The organism is Acidovorax sp. FG48 (genome assembly GCF_057809085.1).
Genome location: NZ_JBMDJH010000016.1, coordinates 91,275 through 113,514, shown reverse-complemented (window position 1 = coordinate 113,514; position 22,240 = coordinate 91,275). Strand labels below are relative to the sequence as shown.

Annotated in this window: 22 protein-coding genes and 1 pseudogene; 17 read left to right on the top strand and 6 right to left on the bottom strand. The window is 56.0% G+C overall.

The window, feature by feature from the left end:
• The 4 genes and pseudogenes from ACODSU_RS19485 to ACODSU_RS19470 all read left to right on the top strand — a co-directional run.
• Positions 1 to 564, top strand: a pseudogene (locus ACODSU_RS19485) (hypothetical protein); the annotation flags it as partial.
• Positions 561 to 3,083 (top strand): phospholipase D family protein, encoded by a 2,523-nt coding sequence (locus ACODSU_RS19480; RefSeq protein ID WP_488844091.1) that lies wholly within the window; start codon positions 561 to 563, stop codon positions 3,081 to 3,083. The pseudogene ACODSU_RS19485 and the gene ACODSU_RS19480, both read left to right, overlap by 4 nt.
• 909 nt (positions 3,084 to 3,992) lie before the next feature.
• Entirely contained in the window at positions 3,993 to 4,226 is a 234-nt protein-coding gene (locus tag ACODSU_RS19475) for a hypothetical protein (RefSeq protein ID WP_488844089.1), read from the top strand.
• Between the two features lie 152 nt (positions 4,227 to 4,378).
• The gene (locus tag ACODSU_RS19470; RefSeq protein WP_488844087.1) at positions 4,379 to 5,026 is read left to right on the top strand and encodes a hypothetical protein; all 648 of its coding nucleotides are present in this window, start codon (positions 4,379 to 4,381) and stop codon (positions 5,024 to 5,026) included.
• Between the two features lie 171 nt (positions 5,027 to 5,197).
• On the opposite strand, the gene ACODSU_RS19465 is transcribed toward ACODSU_RS19470, so the two are convergent.
• Complete coding sequence (locus ACODSU_RS19465; RefSeq protein ID WP_488844085.1) at positions 5,198 to 5,512, bottom strand: hypothetical protein; 315 nt, start codon at positions 5,510 to 5,512, stop codon at positions 5,198 to 5,200.
• 48 nt (positions 5,513 to 5,560) lie between these two features.
• Here ACODSU_RS19465 and hxsB point away from each other — a divergent pair, with 48 nt between their 5' ends.
• The 6 genes from hxsB to ACODSU_RS19435 all read left to right on the top strand — a co-directional run bounded on the left by hxsB (position 5,561) and on the right by ACODSU_RS19435 (position 10,949).
• Complete coding sequence (gene hxsB / locus ACODSU_RS19460) at positions 5,561 to 6,979, top strand: His-Xaa-Ser system radical SAM maturase HxsB (protein ID WP_488844083.1); 1,419 nt, start codon at positions 5,561 to 5,563, stop codon at positions 6,977 to 6,979.
• On the top strand, positions 6,972 to 8,105 hold the full coding sequence (gene hxsC / locus ACODSU_RS19455) for a His-Xaa-Ser system radical SAM maturase HxsC (RefSeq protein ID WP_488844081.1): 1,134 nt from the start codon (positions 6,972 to 6,974) through the stop codon (positions 8,103 to 8,105). Before hxsB ends, hxsC begins: the two co-directional genes overlap by 8 nt.
• Positions 8,102 to 8,788, top strand: a complete 687-nt coding sequence (gene hxsA, locus ACODSU_RS19450; RefSeq protein ID WP_488844079.1) for a His-Xaa-Ser repeat protein HxsA — start codon at positions 8,102 to 8,104, stop codon at positions 8,786 to 8,788. Before hxsC ends, hxsA begins: the two co-directional genes overlap by 4 nt.
• Positions 8,789 to 8,871: 83 nt before the next feature.
• On the top strand, positions 8,872 to 9,192 hold the full coding sequence (locus tag ACODSU_RS19445) for a hypothetical protein (protein ID WP_488844077.1): 321 nt from the start codon (positions 8,872 to 8,874) through the stop codon (positions 9,190 to 9,192).
• Between the two features lie 129 nt (positions 9,193 to 9,321).
• Positions 9,322 to 10,221: a restriction endonuclease gene (locus ACODSU_RS19440; RefSeq protein WP_488844075.1), complete on the top strand. Its 900-nt coding sequence runs from the start codon at positions 9,322 to 9,324 to the stop codon at positions 10,219 to 10,221.
• A 26-nt stretch (positions 10,222 to 10,247) separates the two neighbouring features.
• Positions 10,248 to 10,949: a hypothetical protein gene (locus ACODSU_RS19435; protein WP_488844073.1), complete on the top strand. Its 702-nt coding sequence runs from the start codon at positions 10,248 to 10,250 to the stop codon at positions 10,947 to 10,949.
• A 155-nt stretch (positions 10,950 to 11,104) separates the two neighbouring features.
• Here ACODSU_RS19435 and ACODSU_RS19430 read toward each other — a convergent pair whose 3' ends face one another.
• From ACODSU_RS19430 to ACODSU_RS19420, 3 genes are all read right to left on the bottom strand, one after another.
• A complete protein-coding gene (locus ACODSU_RS19430) occupies positions 11,105 to 12,091 on the bottom strand; it encodes an NYN domain-containing protein (RefSeq protein WP_488844071.1) in 987 nt (328 codons plus the stop codon).
• A gap of 311 nt (positions 12,092 to 12,402) precedes the next feature.
• On the bottom strand, positions 12,403 to 12,963 hold the full coding sequence (locus ACODSU_RS19425) for an ImmA/IrrE family metallo-endopeptidase (RefSeq protein WP_488844069.1): 561 nt from the start codon (positions 12,961 to 12,963) through the stop codon (positions 12,403 to 12,405).
• Entirely contained in the window at positions 12,944 to 13,312 is a 369-nt protein-coding gene (locus ACODSU_RS19420) for a helix-turn-helix domain-containing protein (protein ID WP_488844067.1), read from the bottom strand. The genes ACODSU_RS19425 and ACODSU_RS19420 overlap by 20 nt, the downstream gene beginning before the upstream one ends.
• Positions 13,313 to 13,683: 371 nt before the next feature.
• Here ACODSU_RS19420 and ACODSU_RS19415 point away from each other — a divergent pair, with 371 nt between their 5' ends.
• The 7 genes from ACODSU_RS19415 (at position 13,684) to ACODSU_RS19385 (ending at position 21,238) form a co-directional block, all read left to right on the top strand.
• The gene (locus ACODSU_RS19415) at positions 13,684 to 14,397 is read left to right on the top strand and encodes a hypothetical protein (RefSeq protein ID WP_488844065.1); all 714 of its coding nucleotides are present in this window, start codon (positions 13,684 to 13,686) and stop codon (positions 14,395 to 14,397) included.
• Positions 14,394 to 14,873 carry a hypothetical protein gene (locus tag ACODSU_RS19410; RefSeq protein ID WP_488844064.1) on the top strand — a complete coding sequence of 160 codons (480 nt, stop codon included), beginning with the start codon at positions 14,394 to 14,396 and terminating at the stop codon, positions 14,871 to 14,873. Before ACODSU_RS19415 ends, ACODSU_RS19410 begins: the two co-directional genes overlap by 4 nt.
• Positions 14,870 to 15,346, top strand: coding sequence for a hypothetical protein (locus ACODSU_RS19405; RefSeq protein WP_488844062.1), 477 nt, complete (start codon positions 14,870 to 14,872; stop codon positions 15,344 to 15,346). The genes ACODSU_RS19410 and ACODSU_RS19405 overlap by 4 nt, the downstream gene beginning before the upstream one ends.
• A complete protein-coding gene (locus tag ACODSU_RS19400; protein ID WP_488844060.1) occupies positions 15,343 to 16,806 on the top strand; it encodes a ThiF family adenylyltransferase in 1,464 nt (487 codons plus the stop codon). Before ACODSU_RS19405 ends, ACODSU_RS19400 begins: the two co-directional genes overlap by 4 nt.
• A 139-nt stretch (positions 16,807 to 16,945) precedes the next feature.
• Positions 16,946 to 18,046 carry a protein kinase domain-containing protein gene (locus ACODSU_RS19395; RefSeq protein WP_488844058.1) on the top strand — a complete coding sequence of 367 codons (1,101 nt, stop codon included), beginning with the start codon at positions 16,946 to 16,948 and terminating at the stop codon, positions 18,044 to 18,046.
• Positions 18,043 to 19,686, top strand: coding sequence for a tetratricopeptide repeat protein (locus ACODSU_RS19390; RefSeq protein ID WP_488844056.1), 1,644 nt, complete (start codon positions 18,043 to 18,045; stop codon positions 19,684 to 19,686). Before ACODSU_RS19395 ends, ACODSU_RS19390 begins: the two co-directional genes overlap by 4 nt.
• A 358-nt stretch (positions 19,687 to 20,044) precedes the next feature.
• Positions 20,045 to 21,238, top strand: coding sequence for a hypothetical protein (locus ACODSU_RS19385; protein WP_488844054.1), 1,194 nt, complete (start codon positions 20,045 to 20,047; stop codon positions 21,236 to 21,238).
• A gap of 38 nt (positions 21,239 to 21,276) precedes the next feature.
• Here the strand turns inward: ACODSU_RS19385 and ACODSU_RS19380 are convergent, their stop codons facing one another.
• Both ACODSU_RS19380 and ACODSU_RS19375 read right to left on the bottom strand, forming a co-directional pair.
• Complete coding sequence (locus tag ACODSU_RS19380) at positions 21,277 to 21,726, bottom strand: helix-turn-helix domain-containing protein (RefSeq protein WP_488844052.1); 450 nt, start codon at positions 21,724 to 21,726, stop codon at positions 21,277 to 21,279.
• A 151-nt stretch (positions 21,727 to 21,877) separates the two neighbouring features.
• Complete coding sequence (locus ACODSU_RS19375) at positions 21,878 to 22,189, bottom strand: HU family DNA-binding protein (RefSeq protein ID WP_056057356.1); 312 nt, start codon at positions 22,187 to 22,189, stop codon at positions 21,878 to 21,880.
• Positions 22,190 to 22,240: the final 51 nt, after the last annotated feature.

Here is a 22,240-nt window from a genome sequence, read left to right as displayed (position 1 = left end):
ACTTACTTGTCTGGGCCTACCTTTTGGCAACGTGCACTTCGTTGTTTAAACCGCCCTTGGTCCAAGTCTGAACGGCTCAGCGAATACCGATTGGCCTATGACGTACTCGAGTCAGCGGGACCAAGGGCTGAGTGCACAGTCGACGCAGCTCGAGCTGCAATCCTGCTGTTGGCTGTGCTGACCAAGCGGCTGGAACCTGTTCCGGAGCAGTGCGCCAAGGTCCTCGGACCGTCTGCGTTGCATCCGTACGTGCAGTCGCTGCACTCTGAGCTTCGATTCTTTGAACAGCACGCAGGCGATTCCTTGCCCAGTCTGCTGCAAACGCTGTTGAAGCGACGAATCATCGACCGCCATCTGTGGGTCGCTTTCCAAAAGCTGCGCTTCCAACGGGGCTACACCTTCCTTCTCGAAAGCCAGGATGGTTTGCTGCGTACGCGGAAAGTGGACGGCCCAGTACTCACGAATCCTCGATTGGAATCAACCGTGGACTTTCTAAGGGACATAGGCTTGGTCCAGCGCAAAGGTCTTACTGCTGCTGGTCGTTCCCTGTTGGAGATGCTGTGAAGCTATTTAAGGCTTTCGAGGACAGGGGGTTCCATTCCAGCATCTGCACGACGTTCGACGTTGATTTTGGTGCTTATGAGACTGTGGCGCTGAGCCGCCTTCGCGGCGTCCTGTGCAACAACAATATCCTCCTCACCGACTCCAGAATGCTGACGTACTCAGTGGACGGTCGATACTTGCCCCGCTTGGCCGGGAACATGTACTCAGTCGTCGGCGTCACTCCGACTAGAGGAGGGGTATTTCATCCCAAGCTCGTTCTTCAGCTGGGCGAAAAGACCGGCCGACTGCTTGTCGCCTCCGCCAACATGACTTCGGCGGGCCTTGGTGGCAATCTGGAGGTCGTTGGCGAGGTCACACTGAGCACACCTGATGGACCTGAGGTAGGCCTGCTGCGCGCGGTGTTTGATTACCTGTGCGCGCTCATTCCGCCCGAGGAAGTGGCTGCGCACGAGCAGCTTAAGTGGGCTCTTTATAAGACGCCTTGGCTGAAAGATGTCGCACCCACTGCAAAATTGATGGACCCCGAAGGCGTTGTCTATGCCCGCTTCCTCGCGCATTCGCCGGCTGCAAGCATCGGCTCACGTTTTTTTGAGGCCGTCGGAGGCGAGGCGATTCGGCGGCTCATCGTGATATCACCTTTCTGGGACGAGAACCTGCAAGCGTTGAGCTGGTTGCGCGACGAGCTTCAACCGGAGCGCGTTGCAGTCCTGTTACAGCGCGAAGCCGCTCTCTTCCCTAAACAAGCCTTGAGCACGATGCAGCCGGTCGATGTGTACCCGTTGCTGGCGGGTGCTAGCGCCAAGGCTTCGCGATTTGTGCACGCCAAGCTCGTCATCGCACAATCCGACACAGCTGACCATGTGCTTTTTGGGAGCACGAACTGCACCATCGCCGCTTTAGGGGCGCCTTCGTTCAGCGGGAAAAATCAAGAGGCGGCCTTATACCGCAGAATGGCCCCAGGTGAGGCCGTGAGGCTCCTTGAACTGGATTCTTCGCTGGCTGCAGACCGAGCGGTTTCGCCGGACTCGTTGCCTAACCTTGAGGCACGTGACGAAATCCCGCTCGACGAGTGCTCCCGTAGGAGCTCTGGCCAATTCGAGCTGAAGAACAGCGTCCTGACCTGGCGGCGTCCAGGAGCACTTACCGCGGGAGAAGGAGCAATAGAGCTATTGGATTCATTTGGTGCACCGATCTCGTTCGCGCTGAAGCAGACTGACGAAACCGGAGTCGTCGCCAGGTACGCGTTAGAAGCAGTACAACAGCCGTCCTTTGCGCGGCTTATCCACAATGGAGAGCGCTTCGCGCCGTCAGTGGTGCAGTGTGCCGAAGCTTTGCGCTTCGCGAGACTTTCCGGATCCTCCCAATCGACCGAGACCACCATCCAGTACCTCGAAAGTCCCGAGGCAGTTGAAGACCTCAAGCTCCTCGAAATTCTTAGCGAGCTTGTGCGCCTTGACCAGGAAGCAGTGACTGCAGCCGAGGTTAGCGGCATTGTTTATAGCGCGCCGCCGAAGGAAGCAGATCCTGAACCGTCGAACGTCTTGTCCTACGATGAGTTCATTCGGCGTCGCAGCTGCTTGACGGGTGGCAGTCTTGCAGCAAGCTCGACGGAGTCGGGACTTTCCAACATCGTGCGGCAGATGCTCAATAGAACCTTGGATATCCGCGGCCTGCCAGCGCAAGGTCAGAAGACTGACGACGTCTTGGCAATTGGTGCCGTCTTGAACCTGGGTGATGAGACCGCCAAGCGCAAATCGGCCGTAGAGAATGGCCAGGAAGCCACCAATGCAAAGTCGAAAGAGCAGAGGCAGGCAGACAAACGACTCAAGGCAGTTCGCAAGATGCAAGAGCCCTTTAAGCAGACGCAGCGAACCATCGTTAACGCGGTGAACAAGTACAAGAATGATGAACGCAGGATTGCACTCACATCGGACTTGACACCAGTCAGCCTTTTGAAGCTACGTGTGCTTCTATCTGTCATCCTCGCCACCGGATGCACTTCGGAAAATCTAGAGGTCAGAGCAGCGGGCGGCCAACGCTTGGTAGCCGCGCTGCTCCCCTGCCGCGGTGAGAACAGCTGGCAATGGCTCGTAGGGCAACTGCTGTTCGACGTATTTCGCTGGCGTGCGCCCATAGCTGCAGAAATCGAACCTCAATATCGACCGCTCATTTCGTTTTTGAAACTGCCTGTACAAAATGGAGTCACAAAGCTCCCCGTCGACGTCGCAGAATGCCTCTTCCTTTGTCAATGGGCGGTTCAGTCGATTTGCTGCGGGACTGACGAGAAAGCAGCCACGGTGCCCCCTCCATCAAGAAACATAGCTCAACTCCGAGCCGATGTGTACATGGCCAGCGATAAACTCATTGGCGACGGCGCGTATGACACGATGCGCCAGCAGGCTTGGGATGGTCTTGACCGCAGATACGGTAAGCAGTTGGGAGTTGATGCCCACAAGATTCGCCTTCTCCACACTGAATCACTCAGGGCGCTAACCGCCGCATCCTTGGCCGCCGCCTAACGGCCCGCAAGGCCTGACCCACGTCTGAGCAGCACCCCAGGCGCCCAGCCAATGAACACGATCCTCGCCCAGTCGCGGGTAAAGCAGCGCCGCCACCTCATCAACCGTAAAACCGAGCGAATAGGCCTGCTCGGTGCGCAAGCAATAGCGCTTGCAATGGATTCCGCTCACGGACCTGGTCCAGCAACCGTGTGGCGAGTTTTATGACTGAATCTAGTACTGGATTTTATGCAGCCTGCATGCCATTGAACTAGGCTACGAGCCTCTTTCCTTGATTTCTTCGTGCCAACTAGACCGCAAGCGCCGGATAGGGCCTGCGGCTTGGTGCGGTCTACACTCTTTTAGGCGTCACGAAGCAGAAGCCAAGTGCCAGAGCTTTCAGAGGCCATTCACACCGAAATTCAGCGCCTGTCTGCCAAGGGTGACGCTTTTTGCCTGCGAGCAAAAGTATTCGGAAGCAATCCCCTTGTACTGGCAAGCCTGGGATCTCTTGCCTGAGCCAAAGACCCAATGGAACGCTGCTACCTGGCTGCTTGCAGCTATTGCCGATGCCAACTTTCTTGGCTACATCAGCGGTTGGGTCAGTGCCATCTCGATCTCGACGCTCTAGATCTTGCGGCCGAGGAGCTCATGCGTGCATATGTGGGTGCGGGAGCAGAGACCTTCAAAGACCAAGACACGAAGTACCTGCGCCTCTTGCAAAGCAAGGCCAAAGGTGTTGAAAGGCCGAAGAAACCGTGGCAGTTCTGGAAGTGACGCCTAACCTTTGCCTCGAGAGGACATCACAAGGGCTGAGCCCGTGCGCTGCCTCTCTTGACAGACGTTCGGCGCCATCACAAAACACCGGAAAATGAGTTAATCTTTAAGTCGAATAATTTTTCAACAACGCTCAAGTAGGAGGAGCACTTAATGGCAAAAAAGCCCGGCGACAACAATCATTCTCTCCGCGAGAAAAAGCATTTGGCACAGATCGAAAAGTTGAAGGCTGACGTGAATGCAGCAAAAGCACACACCAAGGTTGTGCAAGCTCAACTAAAGGAAACGTCCGCTAAGCTCAAAGCAGCACTCAGCGACGCAAAGACTGCGGCAAAACCTGCACCGAAGAAAAGCAGTTCCCCTGCAGCGAAAAAGACGAGCAAGTAGTCTTGTCGAGCAAACCCGCGTAGCCGCTTAGCTGGACGGTTAAGCGGACGCCAACAAGGGCCAACCTTTCTGCATGTTTATGGCCTTTGTTGGTGCCCCACGGACCCTCGGTGCTCCGGCGCCGCTTACCTTGGACATTCGGGCTCACAGCCATGTCACTGGAACGTCTCAACCGGGCCTTCGAACTGTCATATGAATGTCTGCGCCTGAAGATCAACGGCCAGCGGATTCGAGTCGAATCGGAAGCATCGCTACAGCTACAGTTTGCATCTATCTTGAAGACTGTCGGCGAGCTACTCGAAGTCGATCGTGACGAGTATTTCTCTATCGAGTTGGAGAAGCCTGTAGTTCATGCGGATAGTGTCTTCGGTAAGAGTGGATCAAAGAAGGCCAAGATCGACGTCTACTGCTCCTACACCAATCTGAGAACGAGAGAGTCAACAGGCTGTGCAATCGAGATTAAGTTTTTCAAGCAGAAGAATCATCGGGAGCCGAACAACAGGTATGACGTTTTCGCTGATCTGCACAACCTAGAAAATTACGGATTGTTTGCTGACTGTTGCTTCATGGTTGTAGCTACGGACCATGATCACTATGTGTCTCAAGCCGCATATTCGCCGGACACTGCAGACTTTGACTTTCGCGAAGGAACCAAGCACCAAGCTGGCACTGTCTGTACCTATCGAACATTGGAGCCCTACGGCCCGCCCATTGCGCTCGCGAGGTCGTACGACTTCAAATGGGACACAGCGGCAGGTGGCCTTCACTTTCTCCGGGTCCCAGTCCTGCCGCAACGGTGAGCCCTAACCCTTTGCTCGAGCTGCCCCGCTCCGGCGAGGCACGCTGGCCGCTCAAAGCCCAGTAGCATATTGCTCCGGTCGGCCTGGGCACCTTGCCTCCACGGTTGGCTTAGCTCAAACGTTGAGCGTCTGCTTCCATTCGCTTGCACAAGCTGCATATGGCCGATAGTACTAATTCGCGGGCGCGTCCCGTATGTCCACAACCAGCCTGAAGCCGCCGCGTTGGCGGTCTGTGGTGCAGCGGTTGCAGCCGGTATCAGCCGCAGATGATTTACTGCTTTCCGGCACGAAGCAGTCTTTCGCTCCGTCGATCCTCATCGCTTCAGTAGGAGCAATACGCACTTCGCCAAGCCGCGCATTTATCAGCGTGACTTTGAGAATTGTTGTTGCACAATGTTTCTGAACACGAGATTCAGGACCGGAGGGAGACATGGCTCGCACGAACACAATGTTCGCCTTGATCGAGGTCAATGGCGGGGTGTCCATTGGCAGGCAATCTTTGCAGACGCTCGGGTGATGTACGCACCTCGGGTTATGCTGGCCAGGCACCGCCTACTTCCCGATGGTCACATCGTTGTGACCGGAGCGGCCGGGGACTTTGCGTTCTTTGACAGTGAGGAATTTGATCGATTTTGCGCATCCCCGCAAAAGCTCGACCTTCGAAAACAAGCCGATTTGCGTGCCCGCTTTTTGCTCACTGATGGTGCTATTTCAAGGGGCATGCAACGCTTGCTAGCGTCGCGTATAGCCGCGAAGCGAGAGACTGTTACCGCAGGTCCATCGCTTCATATCATCGTGCCCACCCTGCAATGCGCCCACTCCTGCCAGTATTGCCAGGTAAGCAGGTCTCTCGACGACGAGGGGCATACGATGTCGCTCTCGGATCTGAATGCAGCATGCGACACCATTCTCGAAAGCAAATCCAATCAGCTCACCGTCGAGTTTCAAGGCGGCGATCCGCTGCTGCGATTTGACCTGGTCAAGCACACCATTCTACGCATCCGCGAGGGAGCAGCGGCGAATCGTCGAATTCGCTTTGTAGTCGCTTCAACGCTCCATCAGCTCGACGACGCGATGTGTGCCTTTTTCAAGGAACAAAACGTCTACATGTCGACCAGCTTGGATGGGCCTCGCGCACTACACAACGCCAATCGACCGACCCCAGGTCGAAATGCTTACGAACGTACCCTGGCTGGCATCCAACTGGCACGAGAAAAAATAGGTGCTGATGCCGTTGCCGCCTTGATGACGACAACCAAAGCGTCTTTGGCTTTCCCTGAGGAGATCGTGGATGAATATGTTCGCCAGGGGTTTCGGGAGATCTTTCTGAGACCGCTCAGCAGCTATGGGTTCGCCAAACGCAATCAAAACCTGCTTGGTTACTCTGTCCAGGATTTCCTGAACTTCTACCGGCGCGGTCTGGATCGCATCATGCACTGGAACCAGCGCGGTGTAGCGCTGCGAGAGGTCTACGCATCTATCCTGCTGAACAAGATGCTTTCCACCTTTGATGCGGGCTACGTGGATCTTCAAAGCCCCACAGGCGCAGGCTCAAGTGTCCTGGTCTATAACTACGATGGGTTCGTGTATCCCAGCGATGAAGCGCGAATGCTCGCAGAGACAGGGGATCGATCGCTGCGAATGGGTCGCATTGGTGAATCTTTGGACGACCTTCTGAACTCCCCGGTGCGGCACGAATTAGTAGAGGCCAGCGACGTTCGATCCATGAGCGATTGCCGCGACTGCGCCTACAACTTGTACTGTTCACCCAATCCCGTCGATGCCCAGGCTCAACACGGAACAATGACCGTCGCTGCGGGAGCAACCGAGCACTGCCAGCGGCATATGGCGCTCTTTGATGCCATGTTCTCTACCCTGCGCGCTGCCGACGAGGATACGTCTACGCGATTGCACGAGTGGGCGCAAGTGCGGGAGTCATGCGCCAATGCGTAGAGTGTCTGCCGACCTCGATGAGAGATGCGGTGCACGTGTGCGTCGGGTAGTGGATTTCGAGGGCTTTGCGGCTCAGTGGGAACCGTCTCTCCATTTCCTGGTGCGAGTCCAGAGTCCCGACGAAAGGCGTTCGATTGAGGACTTGCAGCACACAGGCCTCGACAACCTCGCCTGGGCCGTAAGCGATCAGCTGGAGATTGGTGACATCGTTGTCGCGCGCCCATTCAAGGGAGAGTTGATCGTCCTGCTACGTGAAGCTGATACCCATCACGCGCTGCTCCTCACAAATCGATGCAACAGCAATTGCTTGATGTGCTCCCAACCGCCGACCAAAGAAGACGACAGCTGGCTCGTTGAGGAAGCCCTGGAGGCCATCCGGCATCTGAACTGGCATCCTCGGACTATCGGTCTCACTGGCGGCGAGCCATTGTTGTTGGAAGCAGGCCTGCGGAGGGTTCTGGATGTCATTGGCAAGAGTCTTCCCCAGACAGCGGTAGAAGTCTTGACCAACGGCCGGTTGTTTGCAGATGCCTCTGTGGTGCAGAAGGTGTTGACCGGCCTCACTACGAAGGTCCGTTGGTTGGTGCCTCTGTACGGGCATGCCAACTTTTTGCATGACTTCGTGGTGCAGGCCCCCGGCGCCTTTGACGAGACCATTGATGGATTGCTCACGCTTCAGGAGTACCAACAGGAGATCCAGTTGCGCTCCGTGCTGATTTCTCCGGTCTTGGAGGTTCTGCCGGAGCTAGCCCTCTTCATCGCCCGAAACTTCCCATTCATCCGGGAGTGGGCATTGATGGGATGCGAGCCGATCGGATTTGCTATTGCCAATAGAGACGCATGCGAAGTGGACCTGGCCGCTTGGAGCACGACACTGGAGCAAACCCGCAGGGTGCTTCGCACCTACAGGATTCCCCACGTTTGGATGAACGCGCCTTTGTGCGCATTGCCTCAGCCTCTTTGGCCTCAGGCTCAGAAAAGCATTTCCGATTGGAAAAATGTTTTCGCACCCGAATGTGAGGGTTGCGCAGCAAAGAAGAACTGCTCCGGTCTGTTCGCCTGGCATGAGCGAGGTTGGAAACCGGCCCCCCTAAGAACAATGGAGACAACCGAGGTCAATTTATGAGCAAGTTCGTCCGAAACCTCTCTCTTTTCGTGGCGGGGTTGCCTTTACTGGTCACCAAGAGCGTATCAGCAGCACCCGCACCCAGAGCAGAGATGGAGCCGCTCGACTCGACCGGTGCCGTGCCGTTGCGCCCATTGAACTTGGAATCGGACAATCTTTTTGCAGGGCATCGCTCGCATTCCAGCCACAGATCGCACTCAAGCCACAGCTCTCACTACTCAGGCTCCAGTGGGAGCTCTAGCTACCGTGCCCCTGCGTATGTAGCGCCAAGCCCGGCTCCATCGTACGTAGCACCATCGCCTGCCCCAGCATCTCCTCCCGCGACGAACCGCTACGTTCCGGAGTCTGCGCCAGCCCCGGGAGCACCTCGACAGTTTCTGGATTCGAACAACGCATCGGGATCCAACACCCCTGCGAAGAATGGCGTGTCCCAGTCATCACAACTGGGCAAGCAGCCCCAAGCGTCAGATGAGCTGACTCATCCAGAGAAGCTGCGGCTCCAGATCATGCGAGTTCAGATCAAGCTTCGCAGCCTGGGCCTCTACGAGGGATCGATTGATGGGGTGATGAATGACGGCTTGCGTGAGGCGCTCCAGCACTTCCAAGAGCTGAAGGGATTTCCTAAGACTGGGACCATGACAACGCCTACGCTGAATGCTCTTGGCATACCTGCCGTGAACTGATGGCGCATGCAGACGGGCGCTTTGATGAACTACCTGCTAACCGTGCCTGTTGTGGCCAGGTCCGTCGACAACAATCGCAAATCATGAAACTCCCCTATCGCAGTTCGATCGCAATCATTGGTTTCTGTAGTACGTTCATTTCCGCATCGGCTATCGCGCAATCCAGCGTGGGCGCCGCGCCAAAGGGTGATGCGAAAGTCGTGGCTAGCAGGATCATCAAACACAATTTTCCGAGTTGCAGAACCGTCTCCAACGCCGTTAGAGCGCCTGATGGATCGATTCGTGCTCGGTGCGATACGAGCAACTACATGGTTTTCACGATCTTCAACGCGAAGGAAGGAAAGACCTCTGAGATCGCGTTGAACTGCACTGCGGCAAAGAAGCTCTTGAACATAGATTGCTGACGATTCGTGGCCTCGCACGTCCGCAGTCGATACAGCGAGTCCCGAGGCTAGCCGTCGCCAAGATACCGCTGAGCTTTCAGGCGCACCCACACTTGCTTCAAAAAAGAACCAACGCACGGGGAGGAAATCATGGCCAGACGCAAGAAAACCAGTCCTTTGGAAGACATCCTGGACTTGCTGTCCCTGCTTCCATGGTGGGTCTGTTTGGTGCTGGCTGCGGTCAGCTACATCGTGCTTAGCAACTTGGCAGTACCTATCAAACCCTCCGATATCCAAGGCCAAGGTGGCGCGATGGTGGGTGCCATGATGCAAAAGGCCATCATCCATGGACTAGCGACGATCGGCCAGTATCTCGTTCCCTTGATGTGCCTGATCGCTGCAGCGATCTCTGCCTGGCGACGCAAACAACGCAGGGAACTGATTGCCGGCGTTTCGGAAGCTGAAAGCGCGGATGCTCTGGACGGCATGAGCTGGAGAGAGTTTGAAATCCTCGTGGGGGAATCCTATCGACAGCAGGGCTACCAGGTTGCCGAGTTAGGGGGAGCCGGCCCAGATGGTGGGGTGGACCTCGTACTCACAAAAGGCAATGAGAAATTCTTCGTGCAGTGCAAACAGTGGAAGGCGTACAAGGTGGGGGTGACCACCGTCCGCGAACTCTACGGTGCCATGGCAGCCAAGGGCGCCACGGGCGGATTCGTGGTGACCTCGGGACGCTTTACAGCCGACGCAGTGGAGTTTACGCAAGGTCGAAACATTGAGCTGGTCGACGGTCCTCGTCTCTTCGCAATGATTCAGCGTGCACGGCGGACCGGAGCGTCTTTGACTCCATCAAATGCAGCGGATGCTCCGGCGCAGGCTCAGCAGCCCGAAGCCACTGCGGTCACCACGGCACAGACCTCTTCGCCGGACTGTCCACGCTGCGGTGCATCCATGCAGTTGCGCACCGCTCGTCATGGCGCCAACGCCGGAAGCAACTTCTGGGGGTGCACAACCTATCCGAAGTGCCGAGGAACGCGCGCTGCTGGCTGACAGTAGGTCATTGGGACGGAGCGAATATGAATCAGACAACACTCCACCCAGCTGACTGTTTGCGCGACAGTGCCACAGCCATGCTGCCGGACCCGCGCACGGTCACATGGGCAGCGCCGGCACCACCCTCGCTGCCTGCGCATCACGCTGGAGTTGCCGCCATCCAAATCAGTTCCGCCGTTCCTGAGCCGGTAGCGACTCAGTTTGAGAACGCTCGGAACCTCTACCTCTACGCCTGGTACGTATACCGCTTTTACATGCCAGCAACGGCGGCAGCATTGGCTGCGCTTGAGTTCGGTCTGCGGGAACGGCTGCGCACCATTCTTCCGGAAAAGGAACAGGGTAAGAAGCTCATGCTCAAAAGACTGCTCCGCATGGCGGTGGACCATGGACTGGTAAGAAACGAGGGATTTCGACGTTGGCACCACGCGGCACAGGTCAACGCGCGAGAGCGGTTGTCCATGGAAGCTTTGAAAGCAATGATCGATAACGAGCTGGACAGCCTGGAATACCTGATACCGGAGTTCCCCGAGATATTCCCTGAGGATCAGCAGTGGGATCTGGTAGGAGGACTTCCAGATGGCCTGCCAACTATTCGCAATGAGTTAGCGCATGGAAGTTCGATGCTGACCAGGCAAGTGTTGGGAATTATCGAGTTGGTCGCCGAGATTCTGAATCAACTCTACCCGGGTCCCCTCATGATGGAAAGCGCAGATCGGTTGTCTTGAGAATATTCCAGCCTTGATCAACAAGAGCGCCGGCGCTGTACGAAGGCCGCGATCAGGCAGAAGCAGTTGTTGCCGAGCCTGAGTAGTTGGAGGCTGCAATTGAAATCCTGGCCAAATGGCGCCCTATGCAACCACAAACAACGTGCATTGCGGAATTAGATGCTGTCCCCGTGTGTTGGGATGGCTTGTTCTTGCATGAACTGCAACACTCGCTCGTCGCCGTTTTCAAGAAGATCGAGAGGAGTGCGGTCTTCGTAGAACCTGTTTGGCTTGGTGAGCCATTTGAATGCCTTTGCTCTGCTCCCGAGGTGTTCCGTTCCCAATTCCAGGGCGCGTGCGAGCAGATCCGGACGGGCGTACCAAGACTCAGGTTTTGATATAGCGGCCTTCTTGCCATCAGGAATCACAAGCGGCAGTTGCGACGCGTGAAGTTCTGCGGCGGTGATGTGTGACCGAACCCAATGAGCATGCCGTGCCAGGCTGGTGTTTGGCTGCCGCTGGTGATCAGTCGTCGGAACGATAAGACCTACCGCAGTTTTGGTGTGCGCGCGGATCATCTTCAACGCCGGTTCAATGTCCGTGTCGTTCGTGACAATGACTACATGCTCAATGCCATCCGACAGGGCGTCCACGACCGCGTGCAGAGACAGATTCACATCACTCTGCTTTTCTTCCAATTTCCAGATAGGCGTCTCGATGCAATCGCGCGGCCACTTCTTTGGATCTTGCGCATCGATGACCTTAGCCCTAGCCTCCGTGAGGGAGTAGTACCCTTTAATGATCGCCATGCGGCCCTGCAGATGTTTGTTCAGCGCCTTGTGGTACTTCTCCTGGCAGCGAAGGGAGTCCTCCGCCTTGGCGGCCTTCTCAAGAATGGGCGCGGTGAAGAATTTGACGGCTAGCGGGTCTAGGTCACTCGTGAGCACACCGAGGTGGTCGATAGTTGCCGTGACGGTGAGAAGGATGCGCTCGAAGAGAGACAGCGGATCAAGCCACTTGTGGGGTGTACCCTTGAGACAGCCATAGTAGAGGTTGTACCCATCGACATAGACTCGCGTTCGCAAAATTCCCCCCAGAAACGAAAAAACCGGCTTGCGCCGGCTTTTCCCCCCGCGCTTCAGGTGGTCGAACCACACAGCCATCGCGGATTAGTTGTTGGATTGAATATAGCACCTTATTGACGGTATGGTCAATAACGGATTCAGCCTAGTTACGCTCGTTGGTTGACAGTTCAGTCGGCCCCCCTCAGCGCTCTTCCCTTCGAGGGTTGATAGTGCAGGAGATGTAGAGCTGGGAAGCATCGCCTCCAGCCGAATGTGCTGACCCACAGCAGTCTAAGCAGCGACAGTCGTGGCACCCAAAGTGTGTACCAATGAGTTAACCGACGATTGTGCCCAATCATCGCCCGCTAAAAGTGGCATGTCAAACCCAAAATCGATGGCGCAGGTGCCTCCTACAGATCGACAGAGACTACCTTGAGCTGCTGAAGCCGAATCGACATCGCTTGCTCGCTTACGACAAAGGTTTTAGCCAATGCTGCCACGTCGAACTCGTCCCTCATGTCGCGCTCCAGCGCGGCTCGCGTAACGAGAGGAGCTGGCATCAACAACGCAGCTGCGAACAAGTTCGCTTCCCGTTCCTGTCTAGCATCAGTGAGCGAGCCGGGATGGGAATAGGCGCTTGAGCTGGCTTCGCCAACGCGTTGGTACACGCGCATCTGGTGATCAATGAACATGCGGTCAGCATTGCTGTCATGCAATAGCAGGTGGCCGATTTCATGCGCGAGCGTGAATCGCGCTCGTTGCAGAAAATGATCTTTATTGACGAGTATGTGGCGCTGCTGTCCTTGGACTATGAGCACCCCCGACACATCATCTTCCATCTTTTCGTAATGAACCTTTACACCAAGCGAGGCTGTAACTTTCTCTAAGTCGACAGGCACAGCCAATGCCCCAGCCTTTCGCAAAGTTTCCTGAGCTGCAAGTTCCACGGTTTCAGTTGTGTGGAATGCCATTCTTCGTTCCTGTGTTCAACAACTCCTGCACCAATTTATGAACAAGCGGTGGCGTGTCGTACGCCTTTCCTCCCAAAAAGAAACTCTCCGTCTCAACCTCTCTGACTTCTTCAACTTCTGCCATCGAAGGCAAAAGCTCAACCAGCGTTGCACCCAATGCAATGCAGATCCTGTAGAGCACATGTAAGGGCACTTTTTGAGACCCACGCTCAATGTTCGTGATGGAAGTTCGCTCCAGCCCTACGCTAGCAGCAAGCTCAGCTTGTGTCATGCGCTTTGGCGTAGCCTGTTCGCGCAGATTCCGGATTCGCTCACCGATTAGCGCGTATAGACGCTCGTCGTCGATCATGTGTTCCTTAGAAAGTACAAGCAATTCTAATGCGTCGCAGCAAAAATGTCAACCGCAATGACATTTTAGGCTGATGAAAAGGCAGTAATGTCAACTTGGAAAACATTTCACGGATGGATTGTGGGATTTGAAAACATTCATGTACAATTTCAGCATCACCCACTCCAAGGAAGCATCTATGCATAACACAAAATAAAACAGGGGATCAATCCGTGAAGACTGACCCCCTGAGTGATCTTGCGCTTTCACGCTCGACCGGTTTGGCGACTGCGAGTTTGAGCCAAGGCTACACAGGTGTCAACTTTTTGCGGAAAACCTAGGAGCCGTCGGGGCACACCGTCGGCCTGGATTTTTTAGTCTGAGGACACACCATGCCTATTCAAAAAGTGGCTATTGAAGTTGATCGCCAAGCGCGGTCCATCGTCCCTGGTGCTGCGCGCGGCCAGGACATCATCGACCTTGCCGGTATCACTGGCACCGAACAGGTGTTGCTCGAAGTGCAGGGGGACGTAGATATCCCACTCTCGGCCAGCGACATCGTTTTCATCCGAGGCGGCGAAAAGTTCAGCGTCGGTGATGGCTCTCCCGTCGTCGATGACAACCCGTCTATCCGTAAACCCGTGCAACTCGCGCTGGACGATCAGGTTCTGACCTTGGGTGGCCCGCCTTTCAAGGCCAAGATCATCGTTCGCGATCTCAAGGCCATCATTGGCGCCGGCAACCACGACCTGTGGGCCGACCTGGACGGCTTGGCGGACGAATTGCTGGAAGACGACGACCGCCTCGTACTGCAGCCGCAGGATAAGTTTTTCACCGTCCCCTTGGGCGGCCAGGATCGCTTCTACGAAGTGACGGTGATTTTGGACGGTGAAGCTCGCCAACGTCGCTTCCCCTACAACATGACTGTCTTGGAGGCGACCCGCCGCAGCCTGCCGCCGCGTGACCGCAGCAGCGTGGCTGACTTCGACATGGTGGATGCAGATATCGGCACCGCACCACTCGCTCCAGCGCTGACCCTACAGGCGGCTGGCATTCGCGACGGGCACGTGCTGTCCATCACGAAAAAGAACGGCGGCGGCGGATGAACACGGCGGTCATCGTCCACCCGAAGCTTGCACAGGCCTGCTTCGAAAACGCGATCCGACCGCTTCTCACTACCCCGGAAGTGTTCGAGAAGCTGGGCATCAAACTGCTCAGTTTCTCGTTCCCGTTCCTCGACCTTCAGCTGGACTGGCATGCAACAAACAAGTCAATTTTGCTGAGGGTCGACGGAACGGATTTCCCGTACCGGCCAGTGGGAGGATGGTGGATCGATCTACAAGGAAACGTGCTGTTGCCAGGTGGTAGTGGCGTTCCAAATTCGCTGGGGTTTCATGTCCCCAATCCACCCCACCGACCCAACTGCTGGTTTTGCTTTCTTGGATGGCGCGAGTACCACGATCACCCTAGTCATCAGGACCGCTCATGGGCATCCCTCAGGACGGACCCACGCTATAGCGTGCTGCAGCTTGTGCTGCAACTCCAACGAGACCTCAACAAACCAGGCACAGGCGTCGCATGAAATACCGCAATTGGAAAATTCCGCAGAGTGTGATGAATCAAACCATGGCATCGTTCAAAGTTGGGCACCATGAAGTTTTCGCCATCTGGACAGCTGCCGTTGCCGACGATGCCGTCACGACCGCAGAAATCCAAAGATGCATCATTCCGCAGCAAACTCCTGGAGCCTCCCCAACCGGAGTCTGGGTGCATATCCCAGGGGCAGAATTGCAGCGAATCCAGCTAGACAATTTTCGCAACAAGGAGCGGGGCGTTATCCAACTTCACACTCACCCGGGCAGAGATGTCACCATGTCGGCACTCGACCGCGAGTGGGAGGTAGTGCGGCATGTCGGAGCACTTAGCATTATCGTTCCCCACTACGGCTTGCAAGGGCTGCAGCTCTATGAGGGAGCCAATGTCTATGAGCGCGAGGACGGTGACTGGCGTTTGTGGTCCAGGGCCGAGGCGAAGGCAAGGTTGGAGACTGTATGAGCTCGGCACACGAAAAGAATGCCCAGGCACTGAGGTCGCTGTTTGGCGACTCCGCCCTGGCCCATCGCCTGTCGTCCGCAAAACTGGCCGTCGTCCTTCCAGCGCAGGAGTGTTCGGCTAGTGCGAGGCTTCTGTACGCAGCACTCAGTGATTCGCTCGCAAGACTTTGGCCCAACATTGATTTCTCGGGTGCCGACGCCTTTGATGCACAACGCATCGCAAGAGACGCAGCAATTGCAGGCCAGGGCCCAACCGACTCATTGCAGGTCGGCTGGCATCCACCCTACGACGTCGTCGTGGCCATAGGATGTGACGTGCCAGAAGGCAGCAAAAAAATGCTGCGAGTCGGGGCAGACGGTTGGATGGCTGAGTTAGGCCCCTCTGCGGCATGTGGATCTGACGACAACCCTATTGGTCCAGCCTTCGCGGCAGCCCTCGCCGCAGCCCAGGTTTTCTATCATGTGTTTTCGACTGAACTCTCCGGAATGGATTGCACGCCGATCGAACAGTGGACTGGTGACCTGCGAGAGCTGTTCAGCGCAGTAGATCTGAAGGTGCAAGACATCGATGTTGGAGACTCTCATGTCTTTGGCGTCGGTGCGGTGACCCATGGACTCGTTTGGCTGATGGAACGTTGGCCAGCTGCTTTGGTTGGAAAGCTAAACCTCGTGGACCAGGACAAATACGGCCATTCCAATGGGCAGCGGTATTGCTTTATGCCCCCAGGCGCCGCAGGTCAGCTCAAGGTCGATGCCGTGAAAACCCGGCTCAACATCGCACATCCAGGCCTTGAGGTGCATGCGTGGCCGATGGACCTGAACTCGTATTGCGCCAGCCGCGGTTACGAAACACCGCTGCAGCGGGCAATAGTCGGTCTGGACTCTGCGGAAGCACGCAGGCATGCTGCGATGAAGCTGCCCACTACGGCCATCAACATGTGGACAGGAGGCGAACGTCTTGGGGCCGCCAGGTACTTTCCTTCAGAGGGGGCTGCGTGCCTCGCATGCGACTACATGGAAAAGAAGGAAATACTACTGGATGAGGTGGGACACCTGCACCAACAGACTGGTCTGGAGCCGAGGGTTATCCGCGACCTGTTGGACAGCGGGCGCGGAATGACAGGTGACGAAGCCCGCGAACTTGCAGCGAGATGGCAAGTTTCCGCAGCAAATCTTGTCGCAGAGCCGCTCAGGTCCGCACTACCACTTGTGTGTGCCACCGGAAGACTGGCGTTTCCTGGCAGTGGCGAAGCAGTAGATGTGCCGTTTTCCTTTGCCTCCTTTTTTGCAGGTATTGCAGGCTTCATCATGCTATTGAAGGATTTGCAGGCTCCTGCCCAGGCGAGCGAGGGTTGGACTCAGCACAATTTTAAGGCCCCAACCGTGCATCTCTACAGCACGCTGCACCAGCGCGCTGATTGTGTGCGGTGTGCCATGGAAGCCGACGCCGGGCTTATCTGATCCTCTAGAGGGCAGTTTGTAGGCTCTACCAGGGAGTCGGCTGGTGTATCCCCCGCACTAAGTAATTCGGGGGCTTGCAATCGACCATCTGCTCAAGCATCCTTCAGGCGACTACAACGAGACCCAGAGAGACACTCGCATGGCTACAGCTTCAGTCGCAACGATCACCCCAGCAGGGCAGCTTCTAGGTATCACATTACAGACGGGATGGAAACTGGTTCAAAAGCTCCAACGCGTTCCCGGCGGTTCTGGCTCAAATTTTGGTGTTGGCTATAAGGCCGAGCGCCAGGTAGGCAGTGTCACGGAGCGTGCCTTTGTCAAGGCGATTGATTTCGTGAAGGCGCTGAACGCGGCGGACCCATTCGTGGAACTGTTGAAGTTGACCACTCAGGCGGTATTCGAGCGTGAAGCGATGGAACTGTGCGAAGAGCGCAGGCTCTCTCGTTTGATCAAGCTGAAGTCCTCCGAGTACGTCAACCTTGATCCCGGGAAGAATCCTATGAACCAGGTTTTGTGCTTGGTGATGGAAGACGGGCACGGAGACATCAGACGTCAAATCACGCAGGTGGGCGGCCTTCCATCCAGTGTAGTGCTGCACGTGCTCGAAGACATGGCGCTCGGGCTGGCTCAGTTACATCGTCATGGTGTTGCTCATCAAGACGTGAAGCCCTCCAACGTCATCACGATGACCGACATGAACGTGGCTACGAACAACCTCTTCAAGGTCGCCGATCTGGGACGCGTAGTTAGAAAGGACAAGCTTGGACCATACGATCAAATGAGCTGGCCAGGCGACAAGAACTACGCTCCGCCGGAGCGGTGGTACGGGTTCGTTCCTCCGCAATGGTCAGATGCGCGTGAAGCGTCCGACGCGTACATGCTTGGAAGCCTCGCTTGCTTTTTATTTAGTGGCGTGACGATGCAGGCGCTCATGCATAGAGACTTGGCACCTGCGATGCATCCGAAGAACTGGTCAGGCTCTTTCAACGATTCACTCATTCAAGTGCTTCGCTCTCAGCAGTTCAAGATCATCGCGAATGACATTGCTCCAACGGTCCATTCCTCCGTTAGGGATGGAGTAGTCAGCATCATCAAGGACCTTGTTGAGCCTGATCCTATGAGGCGGGGTGACAAGCGCGCTCGGGCACAAGCGGGGGGCCCTGGCCTTGAACGCTTCCAGCCAAGATTCAAACAATTACGGCTTCGAGCCGCAATCAGTGAAAAGGTCAACGGACCATGAAACTCTCACTCCCCAAGCGAAGATTGATACCGAGATGGAGGCCAATCTCTCAAACCCTTGAGACACATGAAGTTGAGTCTCTTCAGGCTCAACCCACACGAAGCATCGCCTTCGATCATGAGCTCTTCAATGAGACGGTTGAGGCATGGCGAGAACACCCTACTGCTGGACATTTAGGCGACGTAATTTCCTTTTCTCCTGATGATGAGCTGCAGCCTCGAATTGCCCAGGTTGTAGGCGAAGCAATCCAGAAAGGGCACGCTGTCACAGAGACTCAGAAGTCAATATTTACAGATTTGCGAGCTGAAATTGAAGATCTGCGTGAGCCGAATACCGGCCTGCTCAAAGGTATACAGCCTCGTGTGGCTCAGTTGCGCAAGGAGCTTTTGGTAGCTCCTGACAACCTTCTGGCATTGCTTGACATGTCGCAACTACAACTTGCGTCGGGTAAACATGAAGCAGCGCAGAGGTACCTATTTACCGCACTCAACCTTGCGCCGAACGGCAGAATTGTGCTTCGTACTGCTGCGCGCTTCTTCGTGCACATGGGAGACTATGAGCGAGCTCATTCATTGATCGCTCGGCACCCGGCGACAAAAGAAGACCCCTGGTTATTGGCTAGCGAGATATCCCTCGCAGATACTGCGGGTCGCTCCTCTGTGCTCGTCAACGTAGCGCGCCGCATGATACGTTCATCCAAGCGCTCTGCCCGGCAGTTAGCCGAACTGGCAGGGGCACTTGCGGCTCTGGATCTTAGAGAGGGAAGTTACAAGGATGCACGTAGTCACCTGCGCCTGGCCTTGGAACAGCCAACAGACAACGTGATCGCGCAGGCATTTAATGATGCGCGCCTTCTCGGAATCAGTCTTGACGACCCCTCAATCTATAAGGCTGTATCTCGATCAGCAGAAGCGCAGCTACTCAGATCATGGCAATCGCTGGATGAGGAGTCTTCGGAGACACATGCACTGAAATGGCATGCGGAGGAACCATTCTCAAGCCGCCCCTTCTTGTTCCTGACAACACTTTATTCCCTTCAGGGAGATCACGAGAAAGCCTTGAAGTGGGTGCAGACGGGACTTATCGCAGATCCACTAGACCCCGGCCTTGCATCGAATCAGTGTTTTACGCTGGCTGCGACAGGAGACCTCGCGGGAGCTGAAGCAAGCTTAAAACGGGCGCGTGCACTGCGTAACCCCCCCCCCGAACCTTATTTGCAAGCAACTGAGGGATTGATTGCTTTGCAGCGACGGCAGTTCGACCATGCTGACATTCTGTACCGTGACTCGGAGCAGACGTTTATAAGACAAGGGCAAGACGATGTGGCAGCACTATGTATTGCTCACTACGCGAAGTTCGCGAAGCAGGTTGATGCTCCTAACGCAGCGGCCCTTCTATTGGAAGCAGAAACCTTAGTGAAAAAGGCTCCGACTGTTGACAGTGTAATTATGCTAGATCGCCTAGGTAGGCATGCTATTTCGCTGCCGGCGGAGGAAAACCTGCGCAAACTAAATCAGTGGCTTTTTGATCCCGTAAGCAACAAACTAATCCAAAAACAGGGAGTAACAGCTAAGGGTGCTTCTGGACTGGTGATAGTAGACCCCGCGAAGTGGAACCCCATCTCAGGAACTAGGCGTTAACCTAATTCAACCGGTATAGATTTCCGATTTTTGTGATCGAGCGGAGTTGGACATGGCAAGCTCATGGGCGGAGAGTTCCGCGGGAGCAATTTACTCCGTTGGCTGCGCACATTCCTGGCTCCCGTTCACCTGTAACCACATCTGGGGCATCAACTCCTGAGTGCAGAAAGTGTTCGGCGGTGATGTTGAAAGACGTTCTAAGAAAAAGCAGTCTTTCGCTAGCGACGGAACGAACGGCGGCTCACAGCCTGAAGCAGTCATGGCCTCTCAGACGCTCCTTGCGAGCACAAAGTCGCGATGCACAATTTTTAGTTGCCTAAAACTGCCCTCCATCTAAAGTACGGTCGTAGGAGGGGATATGCACGCCGCAATCGACAAGTCAGCCGTTCTTCGTCACGAGTCATCGCTTTCAGTGCGTTCTATCGTGCATCTGGTTTTAGTTGCTGCAGGTGTTCTGGTTCTCTCGAATGCGGCCACGGCCTTCCAGATTGCCCCCATGGGCTCAGCCTTTGAATCCAAGCTGACCAACGAAACAGAAAACTCTCTGGCGACGGTGGCAGGAAGACTGGGCGTCCTGATCAAGGGCCGCGTCCATGAAGAGATCACCCAGATCGGTATGGGTTGTCCTATAGAGCCAGGCACACTGGCCCAAGACGTCAGCTGCAGCTCCCGGGATCTTCCCTTTGCCACGCCCTACGTCATCTACGGTGTGCGTTGGAACGATCTACCCCCGTTCAAGCTTTCACCCGATGAGGGCAACTGCACCTACCTGGGCAAGTCCTGCAACGTGTCCCAGACCATCCGGTTCTCGACACAGCCACTGTGTTGGTACTGCCTCTTCAAAGATGCAGAGAAGAAAGCCCAGACCCAGCCGATCGTTGGGTGCAGCAAGACCAAGGGCAGTCTGCACGGCAATGTGATGACCCGCTCGCATTTTGGCGACTTGCAGTTCCTGCATGCCATGGCCAGTGAGGAGGGAGTACACCCTGGCGCCACCCGCGCCAAGGTGCTGGACTGGCTGGAGTTCGCCTGGAAGGTGTCCTCGCGCGAAATCAAGCCCGACACCTTTCTTCGAGACATCGACAACGCCACGCTCAAGGAACACTTCGGGTGCACACAGTGGCGAGTCTCGGACCTCTACATCCTGGGGCGTCAGGACAAGTTGCTCCCTTACTTGCACCACGTGGCATTCGGCTCGGTGCTCCATACAGTCCAGGACTCGTTTGCCGGAGCCCATGCCTCACGTGAGAACTCAGCTCCAAGTGGCATGTGCCAGGACACTGGCTTGGCCCAGCCCAGGCGGATCGTTGAATTCCATACCTATGGCGCGCAGGACGGAAGCCTGCACGACGAACAAGACAGCCGGGAGGCTATGACTCGGGTTAGCGCTGCAGACCGTTGGCCGGATGCTGTGGAGGCGACGCGCACTCTGTCGCGCTTCTATGAAGACCGCGCCCGATGGAGCGAAGTCCAGCCTTACATGCAGTGCCTGTTCGAACTGGCGGACGAGCGCAATGACTCATCACCGGGAGAGCATTACCGCCGCCGCTGAGTGTCTGGTGAGGCGGACCTGCCCACTGTTCCCGCTTACTACGGATTGAGCAATGCCAGCGCCTTGCGCTTGCCCAGTTTAAGCACTTCAGCAATGCGCTCCAACTGTGCGGCCCGGGGATGAACATGGCCCGTCTCCCATTTGTAGACAGATATCGAAGAAGCACCCAGCAGCTGAGCCATCTGCTTCTGAGTGATACCGAGTGCTGCGCGTTTGTCGATCAACACCTGAGCATCGAACTGGATCTGCCTTGACTTCTTGGGTGTGGTTTCTTCTGTCACGGCCTTGGCCTTGGGCGCGTCCGCTGCTTTGACCTGCCGTTGAGTTGCTTTGAGCTGGGAGGTCAGTGCCTTGACCTCGCGCTTCAGCGCTGCGATCTCCGAGCGATGGCCGGTGATCGCCTTGCGCATGCCCTGGAGTTCGGGTTTGAGCTCCTTGCGCGCCATGCGAACAACTTCAGCGCGAAAGGCATTAGAAAATGTATTCATATGCCCGATGGTAACTTTGACCACTTAACGCGCACTTAGGGGCTGGTGCACAGCGGGTTTTGCACTCCTTCTTCGCCCCCTCAAAAAACAAAAACCGCCAGAGGCCTAAGCCCATGGCGGTTTGCTCCGGTGGAGATCGAACGAGCGGTACTTACTTCCCGGCCTTGTCCGCCTTGCGCTTGGCAGCCTTGGGATCGACCACAGCCTTGAACTTCGCACCCGCCACAAACTTCGGGACTGTGCTTGCAGGAATCTTCAGCGCAGCTCCGGTCGAGGGGTTCTTGCCCGTGCGTGCTGCACGCTTGGCCGACTTGAAGGTCCCAAAACCCACCAGCTGCACGGCATCGCCCTTCTTGACGGCGGTCTGGATCGTGTCGATCAGCGTTTCCAGTACTGCATTGGCTGCAGTCTTGGACAGATCATTCTTGGAAGCCAGGATTTCAACGAGTTCTGCGCGGTTCATGGATGCTCACGTGTAGAGGTTGGAAAAGACCGATTTATACCGCCGCCGCTG

Coding starts and splice junctions, on each gene's coding strand:
- ACODSU_RS19475 (WP_488844089.1), top strand. CDS start 3,993: ATGGCAAAAAAGCCCGGCGACAACAATCATTCTCTCCGCGAGAAAAAG.
- ACODSU_RS19470 (WP_488844087.1), top strand. CDS start 4,379: ATGTCACTGGAACGTCTCAACCGGGCCTTCGAACTGTCATATGAATGT.
- ACODSU_RS19465 (WP_488844085.1), bottom strand. CDS start 5,512: ATGGACACCCCGCCATTGACCTCGATCAAGGCGAACATTGTGTTCGTG.
- hxsB (WP_488844083.1), top strand. CDS start 5,561: ATGCTGGCCAGGCACCGCCTACTTCCCGATGGTCACATCGTTGTGACC.
- hxsC (WP_488844081.1), top strand. CDS start 6,972: ATGCGTAGAGTGTCTGCCGACCTCGATGAGAGATGCGGTGCACGTGTG.
- hxsA (WP_488844079.1), top strand. CDS start 8,102: ATGAGCAAGTTCGTCCGAAACCTCTCTCTTTTCGTGGCGGGGTTGCCT.
- ACODSU_RS19445 (WP_488844077.1), top strand. CDS start 8,872: ATGAAACTCCCCTATCGCAGTTCGATCGCAATCATTGGTTTCTGTAGT.
- ACODSU_RS19440 (WP_488844075.1), top strand. CDS start 9,322: ATGGCCAGACGCAAGAAAACCAGTCCTTTGGAAGACATCCTGGACTTG.
- ACODSU_RS19435 (WP_488844073.1), top strand. CDS start 10,248: ATGAATCAGACAACACTCCACCCAGCTGACTGTTTGCGCGACAGTGCC.
- ACODSU_RS19430 (WP_488844071.1), bottom strand. CDS start 12,091: ATGGCTGTGTGGTTCGACCACCTGAAGCGCGGGGGGAAAAGCCGGCGC.
- ACODSU_RS19425 (WP_488844069.1), bottom strand. CDS start 12,963: ATGGCATTCCACACAACTGAAACCGTGGAACTTGCAGCTCAGGAAACT.
- ACODSU_RS19420 (WP_488844067.1), bottom strand. CDS start 13,312: ATGATCGACGACGAGCGTCTATACGCGCTAATCGGTGAGCGAATCCGG.
- ACODSU_RS19415 (WP_488844065.1), top strand. CDS start 13,684: ATGCCTATTCAAAAAGTGGCTATTGAAGTTGATCGCCAAGCGCGGTCC.
- ACODSU_RS19410 (WP_488844064.1), top strand. CDS start 14,394: ATGAACACGGCGGTCATCGTCCACCCGAAGCTTGCACAGGCCTGCTTC.
- ACODSU_RS19405 (WP_488844062.1), top strand. CDS start 14,870: ATGAAATACCGCAATTGGAAAATTCCGCAGAGTGTGATGAATCAAACC.
- ACODSU_RS19400 (WP_488844060.1), top strand. CDS start 15,343: ATGAGCTCGGCACACGAAAAGAATGCCCAGGCACTGAGGTCGCTGTTT.
- ACODSU_RS19395 (WP_488844058.1), top strand. CDS start 16,946: ATGGCTACAGCTTCAGTCGCAACGATCACCCCAGCAGGGCAGCTTCTA.
- ACODSU_RS19390 (WP_488844056.1), top strand. CDS start 18,043: ATGAAACTCTCACTCCCCAAGCGAAGATTGATACCGAGATGGAGGCCA.
- ACODSU_RS19385 (WP_488844054.1), top strand. CDS start 20,045: ATGCACGCCGCAATCGACAAGTCAGCCGTTCTTCGTCACGAGTCATCG.
- ACODSU_RS19380 (WP_488844052.1), bottom strand. CDS start 21,726: ATGAATACATTTTCTAATGCCTTTCGCGCTGAAGTTGTTCGCATGGCG.
- ACODSU_RS19375 (WP_056057356.1), bottom strand. CDS start 22,189: ATGAACCGCGCAGAACTCGTTGAAATCCTGGCTTCCAAGAATGATCTG.